The sequence below is a fragment of the Synechococcus sp. CS-1328 genome (assembly GCF_025128095.1).
In the GTDB taxonomy this organism is placed as follows: Bacteria; Cyanobacteriota; Cyanobacteriia; order PCC-6307; family Cyanobiaceae; genus CBW1002.
Genome location: NZ_JAHLYT010000068.1, coordinates 52090 through 65203 on the forward strand (window position 1 = coordinate 52090; position 13114 = coordinate 65203).

Annotated in this window: 17 protein-coding genes, 1 tRNA gene and 1 pseudogene; 8 read left to right on the top strand and 11 right to left on the bottom strand. The window is 64.3% G+C overall.

All coding sequences use genetic code 11. The features are described 5' to 3' along the window. Nucleotides 1-1288 precede the first annotated feature (1288 nt). On the top strand, nucleotides 1289-1687 hold the full coding sequence (locus KQ310_RS12525; RefSeq protein WP_259722066.1) for a nuclear transport factor 2 family protein: 399 nt from the start codon (nucleotides 1289-1291) through the stop codon (nucleotides 1685-1687). Nucleotides 1688-1708: 21 nt separating this feature from the next. Here KQ310_RS12525 and KQ310_RS12530 read toward each other — a convergent pair whose 3' ends face one another. The 3 genes from KQ310_RS12530 to KQ310_RS12540 form a co-directional block, all read right to left on the bottom strand. Further along, a complete protein-coding gene (locus KQ310_RS12530) occupies nucleotides 1709-2212 on the bottom strand; it encodes an ester cyclase (protein ID WP_259722067.1) in 504 nt (167 codons plus the stop codon). A 593-nt stretch (nucleotides 2213-2805) separates the two neighbouring features. Continuing rightward, a complete protein-coding gene (locus tag KQ310_RS12535; RefSeq protein ID WP_259722068.1) occupies nucleotides 2806-3042 on the bottom strand; it encodes a DUF1830 domain-containing protein in 237 nt (78 codons plus the stop codon). A gap of 106 nt (nucleotides 3043-3148) precedes the next feature. Next, nucleotides 3149-3538, bottom strand: coding sequence for a hypothetical protein (locus tag KQ310_RS12540; protein WP_259722069.1), 390 nt, complete (start codon nucleotides 3536-3538; stop codon nucleotides 3149-3151). Nucleotides 3539-3739: 201 nt separating this feature from the next. Between KQ310_RS12540 and KQ310_RS12545 the strand changes: the two genes are divergently transcribed. The 3 genes and pseudogenes from KQ310_RS12545 (at nucleotide 3740) to KQ310_RS12555 (ending at nucleotide 5821) form a co-directional block, all read left to right on the top strand. Further along, complete coding sequence (locus tag KQ310_RS12545; protein ID WP_259722070.1) at nucleotides 3740-3958, top strand: CP12 domain-containing protein; 219 nt, start codon at nucleotides 3740-3742, stop codon at nucleotides 3956-3958. Nucleotides 3959-4310: 352 nt separating this feature from the next. Then, on the top strand, nucleotides 4311-4538 hold the full coding sequence (locus KQ310_RS12550; protein WP_259722071.1) for a DUF3136 domain-containing protein: 228 nt from the start codon (nucleotides 4311-4313) through the stop codon (nucleotides 4536-4538). Next, nucleotides 4535-5821: pseudogene (locus tag KQ310_RS12555) on the top strand (glucose-1-phosphate adenylyltransferase). Before KQ310_RS12550 ends, KQ310_RS12555 begins: the two are co-directional and overlap by 4 nt. A 29-nt stretch (nucleotides 5822-5850) precedes the next feature. Here KQ310_RS12555 and KQ310_RS12560 read toward each other — a convergent pair. Together KQ310_RS12560 and KQ310_RS12565 are read right to left on the bottom strand one after the other, a co-directional pair. Beyond that, the gene (locus tag KQ310_RS12560; protein ID WP_259722072.1) at nucleotides 5851-5970 is read right to left on the bottom strand and encodes a cupin domain-containing protein; all 120 of its coding nucleotides are present in this window, start codon (nucleotides 5968-5970) and stop codon (nucleotides 5851-5853) included. 9 nt (nucleotides 5971-5979) lie between these two features. Further along, nucleotides 5980-6303: a hypothetical protein gene (locus KQ310_RS12565; protein ID WP_259722073.1), complete on the bottom strand. Its 324-nt coding sequence runs from the start codon at nucleotides 6301-6303 to the stop codon at nucleotides 5980-5982. Between the two features lie 114 nt (nucleotides 6304-6417). Between KQ310_RS12565 and KQ310_RS12570 the strand changes: the two genes are divergently transcribed. Continuing rightward, nucleotides 6418-6774, top strand: coding sequence for an AbrB/MazE/SpoVT family DNA-binding domain-containing protein (locus KQ310_RS12570; RefSeq protein ID WP_259722074.1), 357 nt, complete (start codon nucleotides 6418-6420; stop codon nucleotides 6772-6774). A 187-nt stretch (nucleotides 6775-6961) separates the two neighbouring features. Here the strand turns inward: KQ310_RS12570 and KQ310_RS12575 are convergent, their stop codons facing one another. The 6 genes from KQ310_RS12575 to KQ310_RS12600 all read right to left on the bottom strand — a co-directional run bounded on the left by KQ310_RS12575 (nucleotide 6962) and on the right by KQ310_RS12600 (nucleotide 10200). Next, a complete protein-coding gene (locus KQ310_RS12575) occupies nucleotides 6962-7582 on the bottom strand; it encodes a DEAD/DEAH box helicase (protein ID WP_259722075.1) in 621 nt (206 codons plus the stop codon). Then, nucleotides 7513-8928 (bottom strand): TOTE conflict system archaeo-eukaryotic primase domain-containing protein, encoded by a 1416-nt coding sequence (locus tag KQ310_RS12580; protein WP_259722076.1) that lies wholly within the window; start codon nucleotides 8926-8928, stop codon nucleotides 7513-7515. Before KQ310_RS12580 ends, KQ310_RS12575 begins: the two co-directional genes overlap by 70 nt. Before the next feature lie 12 nt (nucleotides 8929-8940). Further along, nucleotides 8941-9222, bottom strand: a complete 282-nt coding sequence (locus KQ310_RS12585) for a type II toxin-antitoxin system RelE/ParE family toxin (RefSeq protein ID WP_259722077.1) — start codon at nucleotides 9220-9222, stop codon at nucleotides 8941-8943. Next, nucleotides 9212-9466 carry a type II toxin-antitoxin system Phd/YefM family antitoxin gene (locus KQ310_RS12590; protein ID WP_259722078.1) on the bottom strand — a complete coding sequence of 85 codons (255 nt, stop codon included), beginning with the start codon at nucleotides 9464-9466 and terminating at the stop codon, nucleotides 9212-9214. The genes KQ310_RS12585 and KQ310_RS12590 overlap by 11 nt, the downstream gene beginning before the upstream one ends. Nucleotides 9467-9724: 258 nt before the next feature. Further along, nucleotides 9725-10015: a hypothetical protein gene (locus tag KQ310_RS12595; RefSeq protein ID WP_259722079.1), complete on the bottom strand. Its 291-nt coding sequence runs from the start codon at nucleotides 10013-10015 to the stop codon at nucleotides 9725-9727. A 114-nt stretch (nucleotides 10016-10129) separates the two neighbouring features. Beyond that, nucleotides 10130-10200: transfer RNA gene (locus KQ310_RS12600), tRNA-Gly, on the bottom strand. A gap of 292 nt (nucleotides 10201-10492) precedes the next feature. Between KQ310_RS12600 and KQ310_RS12605 the strand changes: the two genes are divergently transcribed. From KQ310_RS12605 to KQ310_RS12615, 3 genes are read left to right on the top strand one after another with little or no spacing between them, the layout of a single operon-like run. After that, nucleotides 10493-11836, top strand: a complete 1344-nt coding sequence (locus KQ310_RS12605) for an MFS transporter (protein WP_259722112.1) — start codon at nucleotides 10493-10495, stop codon at nucleotides 11834-11836. Next, nucleotides 11833-12600 (top strand): ABC transporter permease, encoded by a 768-nt coding sequence (locus KQ310_RS12610; RefSeq protein WP_259722080.1) that lies wholly within the window; start codon nucleotides 11833-11835, stop codon nucleotides 12598-12600. Before KQ310_RS12605 ends, KQ310_RS12610 begins: the two co-directional genes overlap by 4 nt. Next, a complete protein-coding gene (locus tag KQ310_RS12615) occupies nucleotides 12600-13073 on the top strand; it encodes a DUF3119 family protein (protein WP_259722081.1) in 474 nt (157 codons plus the stop codon). Before KQ310_RS12610 ends, KQ310_RS12615 begins: the two co-directional genes overlap by 1 nt. The last annotated feature ends 41 nt before the right edge of the window (nucleotides 13074-13114 follow it).

The window sequence follows — 13114 nt, forward strand, 5'->3', positions numbered from 1 at the left end:
GTCTGAAACGGTCATTGATGGCGAGCTCACGGCCATGGATCTGGAGCTGGCTATGGAGCTCCTGGCCCAGGTGGCCCAGATCGGGAGGGCTCTGGGCTACGAATTCACCGCCGCCACACGCTCGGGGACCTGAGATGCAGGATGAGCAACAGAAAGAATGACAGATTGAGCTACGGATCTTCTTCTCGGAGGCCACGATGGCCAAGATCACGGCACCCAGGGGCCTCTTCCTTAGGGAGGGTCTGGATAACCCAAGAAAATGCTCGAGCTAAGGAGACTCTGGAAAACCCCGGTCACGGCCAGGGGAGTCACAGCGCTGCAAGGGCTTTCACGAATCAAGATCGTAAAGATCGTGGTTTTCCAGAGCTTCCCTAAGGCTTGAGACTCGTGTCCCTATCTAGAAGGCAGTTTCTCAACAGGTGGTTATCCAGAGTCTCTTTAGGCTCACCGATGCCGCTCTGGTCGATTCACCGCAAATAGCCAACACCTGAAGCGCAACAGCCAACCACTTGATCTACACGAAGATCCCCCCTGTATTCAGGGAACTACCCAGCATTGATCCCTGATTTATCGTGTGCCTGTATAAAGGCCTCTAAGTGCGCGCCATAGGCCTCGGGCCTCTCCAGCAGGGCATGGTGCGCCGCGCCAGGGATGACCACCAGGCGCTGCTTGGCGAGTTTCTGCCATCCCTCCATCGAACGATGGGTGACAAAGTCATGTTCGGCTGCCTGGGTGCCCTGAAGCTGTTGGGAGGTGATGGCCAGCCCAAAGGCGACTGGAACCGCCGCGAACTTGCAGCATCCACGACCGCAACCCTGGTGGCATGGCTGTCTGGTGAACCGCAGCCCTATCAGTGGCCACGCCTGTGGACCGGGGGATGGAAGGCTGATTCATGGTTGGCTTCAGTTCACCGTGGCTTGTCTGGAGACGTTGGCGACGGTGGGAACCCACGTCCGGTCAGGGGTTCTCGAACGTCCTGAGGACGTCCGCCTGCCATCCATCGGCGTCGAGGTTCGCTGATCTCTGCCGGAAGGGGAAGTCCGGCAGCCCCATGCAAAAGGTAGTCCCCTCACCTCGGGAGCCGACGGGCCCGTCGACGAGGTCGCGATGGCTACCTGAGCAGCCCGAATCACCCGGGCATCGGCAGGAGCACTGGTCAGGTTCAGCCGATTCACGCGTCGGTGGCGTGGATCCATGCAGGAGTGCCAAGAGGCATGAGCCGCGGCGTGAACGGCTGCCGGTCGCGGTGCTGTTTCTGAATCGACCGACTCCCTTGCAAGTCTTTGCCATGCCCACCACGCTCCCTGGCGCCGCTGACGCTTTCTACGCAGCGGGCAACCAGATGCTGGCGGGCGATTGCGCACCCTATGCGGAGATCTGGTCCGAGGGCGACGACATCAGCCACCTCGGCCCCACCGGTGATCTCTGCACGGGGCGGACAGCGGTGTTTGAACAGTTCGCCAAGGAGTCCGGCATGGGCTTCAAGGTCACCCTGGTGGCTGACAACCGTCGCTTCGTTGAAAGCGCTGAGATGGGCTACATGGTGGGCGTAGAACGGACCAATGGCATGACCAAGACCGGTGAGGAGATCCCGGTAGACATCCGCGCCACCACGATCTTCCGCAAAGAGGCCTGCGACTGGCGGGTGGTGTGGTGTGTGGTGCATCACCACACCGATCACTTTTAGGCACCGAAGCCGATCAGTGATTCAGCTCTGACGAGTGAAGCTCAACAGCTGGTCGGCCGTGTGCGGGGCGATCGGCAGCCCAGCAGGATCCAGCAGGCCCAACTGGGCCAGAAGTCCGGCTTGATCCCAGTAGATGTGCTCGTAGGCCACCTTGTCATCGCGCACGCCAACGATGACCACCAAGGCCATCTCCACCCGGCGGCCCGTGGGGGTCACCCCCGGCAGCAGGTGGCCGATGGGCTCGTTGTGGGTGAAGCGAATCACCAGTTCATCCACCAACCGCTCTCCATCCACCGTGCGCGAGATCGGGATGAACTCCACATCGGGCGGAAAGAACTGGCCGATCAGCCGGGTGGCATAGAACGTCCTTACGCCCTCGGCGCCCTGGCCACCGGTTCCCGAGCCCAGATTGAGGAGATGGGGGTCGTCCACCATCGTGGCCATGGTGGATTCGAGATCGCCGTTGATCTCTGCCTGCATGTGCACCTCAAACAGGGCGGCAGCTGGGGAGGCTTCAGCCGTCATGGGAGGCACATGGGTTTTGGCCACCCTAGGGAAGGTCGCGGTCGCTTTTCGCTTGATTGGATCCCTGAGTAGAGCCTCTCCTCTGCTCGGGCGGGGGGCCTGGCCTCCACAGGTGGCACGGGTCCGGGAAGCCGCTCGGCCATGGGGTCTGTGAGGTCTGGAGGATCGGCATCACCCTGTTCATCGGCGGCAGCCTGCAGGTGTGGTGTTGCGGGACTGGGATGCTGGGCTTGCACGTACACGTGGCCATAGACAGGCCTTGTCCTTGCTGCGGCTCTCGAGATCTGCCCCAGCTTTGGATCCACGCTCCCAGGGGTGCTGGGCGGTGCGGATCCAAAGCAGCTCTGCTCGGACCGTATGGAGACGATGCTGAGCGAACTTGTGTTGGCGCTCTTGTTGCTGGCCGTGGTGCTCCTCTCGGGCAGGGTCTGAGCCCCAACGGCTGGAACACACTGCTGGCCCGTTGAGCAGTAGCGAGATCGGGACCACGCAGGGATCTGTGGCCCGTATCCCCGTTACTGGAGACACGGACGTTCGTTCCTCTACGTCGTCGGAGGATGCTGGGAGACCGCATCTCCCCTGCTCAGCCCCCCTTAAACAGTCACAACCTCGGCTGGCAGCAGCAGGTCTTTCGCGTTGATCGAATCGAGTTGCTCCGCCCCCGTGAGGCCATGGGTCCAGATGTCGATTCGGCTGTGTGGGGGACAGCGAAACAGCCAGTCCTCGAACGGGAAGACCACCTTCTCCTGAAAGAAAGCCTCCGGACCGATACAACGCAGGATCACCATCTTATGGCTGGTGTTGCGATAGAGGCAGGTGCCCGTCGTCATGGTTTGCAGCAGTGACGATCACACTGCCGCTCAGGCTGCCCAATCGCGGTGACGAAGTGAACCTGTTTACCGATTGTCCCCAGGTGGGGGCAGGGCCAACGGACGATCAGGGCCAGGCGATGAAGCTGACCGGCTCGTACTTGGCGATCGTGATCCGCCAGGCCCTGATCGCCAGGCCCTCCAGGCTGCTGAGGAACGCCGCCGTCTCACCACCAGAGATCCAGTTCGCCTTGAGCAGGGGCAGCTGTTCGCTCATCACCTCCATCGGAAGTTCCACCAGCAGCAGGCTGGGCTCTCCAGCGGCCCGTTGCAGAGGGCCCTCCTCGCTGCGCTGCCAGAGGCGCAGCAGCAGTTCCAGCGCGAGGGTGCGTCCGTCATCGCCGGGATCGATGGCCTCGGCAGCGGCGGCTGACTGGGATTTACCGGTGAGCGGCAGCGCGCGCTTGCCCCCAAACTCCACCAGGGCCAGGGCAACGAGATAGGGAGCGTCGGCCATAGATTCCATCCTCCGAGGCCGCACCACCCTGCCACCCTGCAGGATCCACGGACTCCGACACGATGGTGCCCCCAGGATGAGTAGAAGTACCTGAATCACAGCAAACGTTGCCCAGCGATCGCCGGGTTGGGTGACCTGTCCTTGGAGCCGGCAGGGTTACATTCACCGGGCCAATTCGGGCCCCTGCTGGGGCTGTGTGCCATGGCCACCATCGGAGACCAGCTTCAGACCTATCGCTCCGCCCTCGCCGAGGCTCAGACCAAAGGTGAGCAGGCGATCGCCAGCAAAATCCAGCAGCAGATCAGGGAACTGGAGGAGTTCCAGCAACGCCACCCCGAGGAGGCCGAGGCTCCCTCTCCCTTCGAAGTGTTCTGCGATCTCAACCCCTCCGACGTCAACTGCCGCGTCTACGACGACTGAGCCGGGATGCGGACTGCATCGACGCTTCGTGGCTTGAGGCCTTCGTGGCTGAGGCCAATGTGCTTTGGCACGGTTCAGATCTGCCTGCACCGCTAACCCCTATCGCCCAGGGGCACAGGCTTTCCACTGTTCCCATTTGGGGGCATCCCTTCCAGGCTCGTTGCAGCAGATTCACTGGGATTCCGGCCCGGAAGGCCATAAACTCGAGCTGCGCCCCGGCGCAAGCACGAGGCTCCACACCCGCTACGCCTTCAGGCGACCCACTGCGACTGAGGATCGATTGCCCCCAAACGGGGGCTTCGCCCGACCGGGCGGTTGATCGAACCTACAGAGCGTCCGAAATGTTGCTGCCATGAGCCCGGCAAGCTTCACCACCTCCCTCACGATCGGCGAGCTGGAAGCCAGTTTTCCGCTGTACTGCAAGGCCCTGCGGATCCTGGTCCGGGAAGAGCAAACTATTGAGCAGATCAAGCGGAGTGTCTGCTGGCACCGCCTCGCGATTCTTCACCACTGCCTGCCCCGGCAATACAAGGATCCAAATCACCTCTACTTCCTTTTCAAGCGAGAGCTCAGCGCGTGATGCGTGTTCTGGCGATCATCCTCGGCGGCGGCGCCGGCACCCGTCTACAGCCCCACCCCCTCACCCGCGCCAAACCTGCGGTGCCGCTGGGCGGTCAAAACCGCCTGATCGACATCACGATCAGCAATTGCATCAACTCAGGGATTCTCAAGATCTACGCCCTCACCCAATTCAACAGTCAGTCGCTCAACCGCCACATCAGCCTCACCTACAACCTCTCCTCCGGTTTCAGCGGCGGCTTCGTGGAGGTACTGGCGGCCCAGCAGACCCCCGACAGCCCGAGCTGATTCAAGGGCACTGCCGATGCGGTACGCCCATACCGCGAGCTGTTTGAGGCCTGGGATGTGGATCAGGTACTGATCCTCTCGGGTGATCAGCTCTACCGGATGGATTACGCGGCCTTTGTGGCGGCGCATCGGGCCAGCGTTGCCGCGCTGACGGTGGCGGCATTGCCAGTGGACAGCTCGGTGGCAGAAGGCTTTGGCTTGATGCGCACCGATGCCACAGGGCGGATCCGGGAGTTTCGCGAGAAGCCCAAGGGTGAGGCCCTCGAGGCGATGCGAGTCGACACCCGGGCCCTGGGCCTTTCGGCCAGCGAAGCGGAGCTCCGCCCTTTTCTGGCCTCGATGGGCATCTATGTGTTCGAGCGGGATACTCTGTTCCAATTGCTCGCCAGCCACCCGCAAGCCACCGACTTCGGCCAGGACATCATTCCGGCCGCCCTGGCCATTGGCCAGCCGCTGCAGAGTTATCTGTTCGATGCGTACTGGGAAGACATCGGCAGCATCAACGCGTTTTATGACGCCAATCTGGCCCTGGCCGATGAGCAGCCCGCCTTCATCTTTTACGACGAGCAGGCCCCGATCTACACCCGTTCGCGCTATCTACCGCCCAGCCAGATCCGCGAGGCTCGGGTGCGCCGCTCCGTGCTCAGCGAGGGCTGCCTGCTCGATCGCTGTGTGATCGATCACTGCGTGCTGCGCCTGCTGGTGGAGGAGGGCGCCGTCCTTGAGGACACGCTGGTGATGGGGGCCGATAGTTATGAATCGGAGGCTGAGCGCGCTCTGGTGCGCTCGCGTGGTGGCGTGCCGCTCGAGATTGGGGCAGGCTCAGTGGTGAAGCGAGCGATTCTCGACAAAAATGTGCGCATGGGCACCAACGTGCAGGTGATCAACAAGGATCGGGTCCAGGAGGCTGACCGCAGTGAGCTGGGATTCACCATTCGCAGCGGAATTGTGGTGATCGAGAAGAACACAATGGTGGCCGATGGCACGGTCATTTAGTGGCCCGTACCCCCAAGCGATCTGCCTGTTCAGGGTGTAGAAGCTTCGACAATGTCGACCACGATGGCCCGCACCGGTTCGCTGGTTTCATTGCGCCACCAATGGGTGATTCCGGTGGTTTCGAAGGCCGCTTCCCCGGCCTGTCGCACCACTGGGCTCTAGGAGGGCCCCCGGCGATCCGTGAGGCGTCCCTCCAGCAGATACGCAACCCCGGGCCGGTTGTCATGGCGGTGCAGGGCGCTGAAATCTCCCCCCAGGGGCTGGCTGCCGAGGCTGCGCACCGCCGAGACCCCAGCGTTGCTGGTGGGGGCATCGACAAACTCAGCCGAATGGCCTGGCAGCCGCTCGGCCTCCGGCACCACGGCCAGGGGATGGGCCACAGCCGAAGCACCGCCGCCGATGGCTGTGATGGTCAGGGTGATGGCGGCCATCAGGGCCAGCGGAGACCTCGACGGGGCTGCAGGAGTCAGTGGCTTGGGCATGGCTGTCATCAGGCTGGGTGAAAGCTTGGGTCCTGGCCACCTTCACGCGCTGGAGCCAGCAGCATCTGCGGCGTTGAACCACTCAAACCGGATGAAGGGTGCTGGATCTAGAGCGTGCCGACCGCGGGCGAGCTGGCTCCTTTGGCGCAGTCCCAGCCCAGTGACCATTCCGTGGATGCCGGCAGGCACTTCCAGCAGGCGATCCGCCGCTGGGGCAACAGCCTGGCGGTGCGGCTCCCGGCCGATTGCCTGCGCCAGGCCGGACTGCGGGAAGGCGACCAGATCGAGATCGTCGTTGGTCCCGATGGCCGGTTGAGTCTGCAGCCCCTGCGCCAGCTGGATCGCTCGGATTGGGCCGCTGATCTGCGCAAGCTGCAGGCCACCATGCCCCTCACCCCATCGGTGATCGAGCGTGGTGGTGGCTCTGCTGACCCCGGAAGAGCGCAGTCCGCACGCCCTCGACTGGTTTGAGCAGTGCAGCGAGACCCTGATCAGCAGCGACTGGCTGATCACCGAGCCCCACAGCGTCCTTGGCATCAAGCAGCGCCACGATGGCCTCAGCCCTGGGCCTGCGGGCCCGTGATGCCCTGGGCCTGAGTCCGCCACTGGCATAGGTCGTCGATGAGCTGGCCGCCCGGGCTCAGGAGCTCGGCATGGACTACTGAGTTGAGATCAGCTCGTATCCCATGGCCCGATACCCACGCAACCGCCGCTCCCACATGCGTTGCGGCACGGGATGGCCGAGATCGAGCCAGTCGATGATGCGCACAGTGGTCTTGCCGCATTGCTCCCGGTGCAGGCGGCCGGCGTACTGCTGCAGAGTTCCCTTCCACGACACGGGCATCGCCAACAACAGGGTGTCGAGCGGAGGGTGGTCAAAGCCTTCACCCACAAGGCGCCCGGTGGCCAGCACGATGCGGGGCGCCTCCGGCGGCAAAGCCTCCAGCGCAGCCAGGGTGGCGCTGCGCTGGCGTGCGCTCAGCCGGCCATGCAGCAGAAACAGGTTCGGCACCTGCTCAGCCAGCGCAGCGGCGATCGCTGTGATGTGGTCCGTGCGCTCGCTGAGTAGCAGCAGCTTGCGTCCCGCTTCCCAGCAGGCGAGGGCCTCGGCCACAATCCGATCGGTGCGCCGTTGATCCTCCGCCAGCCGGTGCATCAGCTCCTGGATCGGCAGATCGGGTGGCAGCCCCTTGAGCTGATGGGTGCGGCTCACCAGCTCCAGGGTCTGGGGCGCCCCGGCGGGCCGCTCGGCGGTGTGGCGAATGGGTCCGCACTGCATGAACAGGATCGGCTGCAGACCATCGCCTCCACTGCCGCCTCCTGGTCACCGCGCAGCTGGCCGGTGAATGCCAGCTCCAGCGGTGAGCCCTTCTGTCGGTCATCCACCAGCTCCCAGCCGATCCCCTGCTCCTGCAGCAGGGTCTGCACCGGCTCCAGGCAGCCGCGCGGCAAGGCGATGTGCTGGGGGAAGTTCTCGGCGCAGCCGATCACCCGCGGCTTGTCCCACACCGACAGGCGCATCGCCTCGGCTTTGTAGAAAGCCGGGTTCGCAAAGGCGGCGAGGCGGATCAGGCGATTGAGCAGCGGCTGCGGCAACCCCGAGCGCTCCACATAGAGCCGATCGGCCAGGGTGAGGGTGATCGAGGCGGGCAGCGGTCCTCTGAGCTTGGGAATCGGAGGAGATGCCTTCCATGGGGTCGCCAGGTCCTCCTCGTCGATGAAGCGCAGGTCGAGAGGATGGACGCCGGTGGTGGCGGTCTGAATCACGGTCTGCAGCCCCGCCACCGAGCACCGCTGCAGAGACGCCAGATAGGCCCACTGATCGGGATAGGGCTGCAGGTCGTCATCCACGAACACGCTGCAGCCCCGTTGCCGGGGTTCCTTCTGCAGCGGCAGGGCGATCAGGTTGCCGAACCCGCCCTTGGGCATGGTGTCCTGGTTGGGGAAGAGCCGGTCGTAGGAGCTCAGCCCCAGCTGGCGTGTCGCGGAGCAGGTGTGGCTGATCAGGGCTGCCCCCAGCTGGCGAGCCTCCCGGGCCGGCACGGCCTCCTCGAAGAACACCCACACATGAGCACCCTCACCGGAGCGCGAGATCTCCAGCGCTGCCGGCACCGCCAGCTCCCGGCAGGAGCGCAGGAAGGCCCGGGCGTCGTCACGCCAGTCCTGCTCGTCAAAGTCGGCAGCCAGCAGCTGGCAGTGATCGTCCTCCAACAGGGGGTAGAGGCCAATGGTGTGGTCGCCGGCCAGATGGCCGTAGATCGCCGCATCCGTCAGCGGCAGCAGCTGCCGGTGATGGCAGTCGCGGCAGGCAATCCGCGGCTTCTCGCACACGCCCGGCTGCCATTCATTGGCGCACGCCGGCGCATAGCCCGATCGCCCGCTGCTGCTGCTCTGCCAGCGCAGGGCGTAGACATCGTCTCGGCCTTGAAAGAGATGCCGGAACAGCGCCACCTTCTCCTGTGCCGAAACGGGAGCAATGACAGGGGGCTGGACCGAAACCGGGACAGGTTCAGATGGGGCAGGTGCGCTGGAGCGCCAGTCGATGCCATGGGCCTCCAGCAGGGCCATCAGTCGGGCGTTTTCCTGGCGGAGTTGATCCAGCTCAGAGGGCCTTGAGTCGGCCATGGGGTGAGGACCTCAGCGCTGGTCGGCCTGGCGATAGACAGCATTGCGCTCCCGCTTGCCCACCGCCACGACAAGCACCAGCACCTCGTATTCCCGCACCTCGTAGATGAGGCGGAATCCAGCTGCTCGCAGCTTGATTTTGTAGCGGGTGGTGGATCCACGCAGTTTGCTGGCCGGGATCAGGGGCTCAATCAGCCGTTCGACCAGCTTGTTCTTGAACTGCTCCCGGATTCCCTTCGTCAGCTTCTGCCATTCCCGCAGGGCCTCCGGGTGAAAAGCCAGCTCAAAGGGCATCGAGGCTGACCCGCACCGGCTTCTGGCCGTCCGCCAGTCGGGCATCGGCGATGCGACCCAGCTCCAGGTCGTCCACAAGATCCATCAGCTCTTCGTAGGCCCTGGCCGGCACGCAGTAGAAGGCCGGCTCGTTGCGGTTGAGCACCGCGACGGCCATCCCCTCTCCGGCCGCCACGGTGGCCATGGGGTTCTTCTTGAGTTCCGAGATGCTCACGGTGGTCTCGGCCAGTACGCGGTGCGCCATCGGCAGATCAGACCGGTCAGGAGTCTCACTATAGGTCGCCAAACAGGTCACACATCAGGTCCGATCCCATCCGGTTCGACCCGAACGGATCACGCGGTCATGACTGACATCCAGCTTCGGTGGCAGATCACAGATCACGTGGGCACCTGGGCGTACCTGTGCCGGCAGGAGCAGGGCACGAGTTTCTCGCCTCTAGCTTCGTACTCACGCCGGAATGCTTTCCAGAGCCGGCGATTCATCAGGTACTGGACCACATAGTCACCACCCAGCCCGGGCTGAATAGTCGACACAGGCGTCGGGCTCGATGCCCTTCTGGAACTCCTCGCAAACCGGAGCCACGGCATCGCGGATCTGGTCGACCTGATAGCACAGCCAGGGGATAGGAAGCAGCACCTGGCGGCGCCTGCCCCCGTCGGCACCAGCGTCGATGTTCAGCCTCGCGTGACCCCGGTGATTCAGAACCGTCCAGCCGCTTCGGCAGCCCCGCTGAGACAGCGCCTGAGACACAACATCCCTGATCGACAGGTCCCAGTCGATGGCGGCCGGCATGTGAGATGTTGCGCCTCACAGGCAGGCACGGGCAAACAGGTGCTGGCGGACTCTGGTAGCCCGAAAACCAGTCGCAGCAAGCGACTTGAGCCGTAAACCTTAGTGAGAACAGGAAGCGGGCGGCGGGAATCGAACCCGCATCATCAGCTTGGAAGGCTGAGGTTTTACCACTAAACTACGCCCGCAGAAGTAGATCCGTTCCAGGCCTTACCCGTGGCCATTGGTTGGCCTGCTGGTGGCTTGGAGCTGATACCGGCACATCTGAGCTTCCGGTTGAACCGAATCGCTGTGTCCTGCGCTGGTATGCCGAGCCGAGGGTCGACCCCCGTTCGACTGCTGCATTATGGCCTGCGTGCCGTCCAGGGCCGAGTGCGCGATTCCAGCTCCCCACCCCACCAGTCGCGGCCTGCCGCTTCCACCTCCGGGGGGCGTCCGGTGAGCGACGCCAACGATCTGGTGGGCTGGCCCCGCCAACGCATGCTGATGGCCTACGGCATTGGCGATGCCGGCACAGGCATGGCCGCGTCGTTGATCGGCTTCTACCTGTTCATCTTCTACACCTCCGCAGCGGGCCTGCCGGCCTGGATGGCCGGGCTGGTGTTGATGCTGGCGCGGCTCTGGGATGCCATCAACGATCCCCTGGTGGGCTGGCTGAGCGACAAGACCAAATCGCGATCCGGTCCGCGCCTTCCCTGGATCCTCTGGAGCGCCGTGCCGCTCGGCATCGCGATGGCCCTGATGTGGTGGCTGCCACCGGGTGGACCTTGGCAGCGCTTTGCCATCTTCGTGGCGATCTCGGTGGTGGCCAACAGCCTTTACACCTGCGTCAACCTGCCCTACGCCGCCCTGGCAGCTGAGCTCACCGCCAATGTGACCCTGCGCACGCGGCTCAATACCCTGCGCTTCACCGGATCGATCATTGCCAGCCTGATCGGGCTCGTGCTGGGCGGCCTGCTGCTGGCCAACCATTCCGATCCCAACAGCTACTGGCGTGTGGGGATGATCTCCGGAGGCATCATCAGCCTCACAACCTTGCTCTGTGGCTGGGGGATCGCACCGGCGGCGCTGCATTGTCAGAAGCCCGCGTCGCGTCGCGGCACCACGCGTCGGTTGCTGCGCCGCGTGCGCCAGAACGGCCGTTTTCTGCGCGTGCTTGGCCTATACCTACTGCTCTGGTGTGCCCTGCAGCTGATGCAGACCGCCGCCCTGCTCTACCTGCCGGTGGTGATGGGTCTGCCGGAGGGCTGGAGCAACTGGATCCTGCTGCCCTTCATCGTCAGCTCCCTGATCGGTCTGTGGATCTGGAACGGGGTTTCCAACCGCTGGGGGCGGGTGAAGGCCCTGCAATGGGGCAGTGTCCTGTGGATCATCGGCTGCATGATGGCCATGCTGCTGCCGGCTCTTGATGCCGCCGTTCAGCCCACGGCCTCCGCATCCAACCTGCTTCGCCTGGCCCTGCTGGTGCTGGCGATCATCACCGCTGGGCTGGGCGCCGCCACGGCCTATCTGATTCCCTGGGCCCTGCTGCCCGATGCGATCGATGCCGATCCAGAGAAGCCCGCCGGGCAGTACAGCGCCTGGATGGTGCTGGCCCAGAAGATCTGCATCAGCCTGGCCCTGTTCTTCTTCGGCAATCTGATGAGCCTGAGCGGTTATGTGGCCGCCCGTGGCGTCGAGCAACCCGGCAGTGCCCTCACGGCCATCCGCCTCTGCATGGGCATCATCCCGGTGGTACTGATCGTGCTGGGGCTGGTGGTGATGCGCCGCTGGCCTGAGCGCGGTGCCCATCTGCTGGTGGCCGATGGCGGGGTTGGCCGATGAGGCTCCTGTCCAACCGTTGGCTTGCGCCCCGCTGGTTACGGCGTTTAGGAGCGAGCTGCATGATCGGCGGCCAGGCCCTGGCGGCGATCGCCCGCGGCCGGATCGGCTTCAACGATCTGCTGATGGAATTGCTGGAAGCCGGACCGGGCAGTTTCCTGATTGTGCTGATCACCGGCCTCGCGGCCGGCACCGTGTTCAACATCCAGGTGGCGGCCGAGCTGTCTCGCCAGGGTGCCGGAGCCACGGTGGGGGGCCTGCTGGCCCTGGGGATGTCGCGGGAGATCGCGCCGCTGCTCACCGCCATGCTGCTCACCGGCAAGGTGGCCACCGCCTTTGCGGCCCAGCTGGGCACCATGAAGGTGACCGAACAGATCGACGCAATCACGATGCTGCGCACCGATCCGGTCGAATACCTGGTGGTTCCAAGGGTGCTGGCCATGGTGCTGATGGCGCCGGTGCAGTGCCTGCTGTTCTTCGGGGTGGCGATCTGGTCCGGACAGGTAAGCAGCTCGCTGCTTTACAGCATTCCTCCCACGGTGTTCTGGAACTCCGTTCGCACCTGGATGGAGCCTGACGACCTGCCCTCGATGCTGGTCAAGGCGGTGGTGTTCGGCCTTCAGATCGCCGTGCTCTCCTGCGGCTGGGGTCTGACCACCAGCGGTGGGCCCAAGGAGGTGGGCACCAGCACCACCGGTGCGGTGGTGATGATCCTGGTGACCGTGGCGCTGATGGACGTGGTGCTCACCCAGGTGCTGTTCGGATAATGGCGTCAGCCCCCTTCTCAACTGAGCCACCGGTGACCGTCGATCCCGCCCGTAGCGGTCCTGATCCCGCCCTCGGCGCCGTGCTGGCCCCCCGCTTCTGGGTGGCCGCCGGCGTGGTGATCCTGGGCATCGCCCTGCTGACCTTGAAGCCCCTCTGGGGAGGAGCCCCGTGGCTCACGGCGACGGTAGTGCTGTTTGGCCTGGTGCTGGCCCTGCAGACGGCGCTGTTGCGGCTGCAGTTCGCCCATGCGGAGTTGCTGGTGTGGCGCGGTTCGACCTGCATCCGCCGCTTCCCCTATGCCGAGTGGATCAGCTGGCGCCTGTTCTGGCCTCCGGTCCCTGTGATCTTCTATTTCCGAGAGCAGAGCAGCATCCACCTGCTGCCGATGCTGTTCGAGGCCGAGGCCCTGGCTGAGCAGCTGCGCCGCCACCTGCCGCATCTGTCGCCAGAGTCCCCACCTGACAACGCCTGAACCGAGATCGCCACGTTCACGACTCCGCCTCCACTAGCACC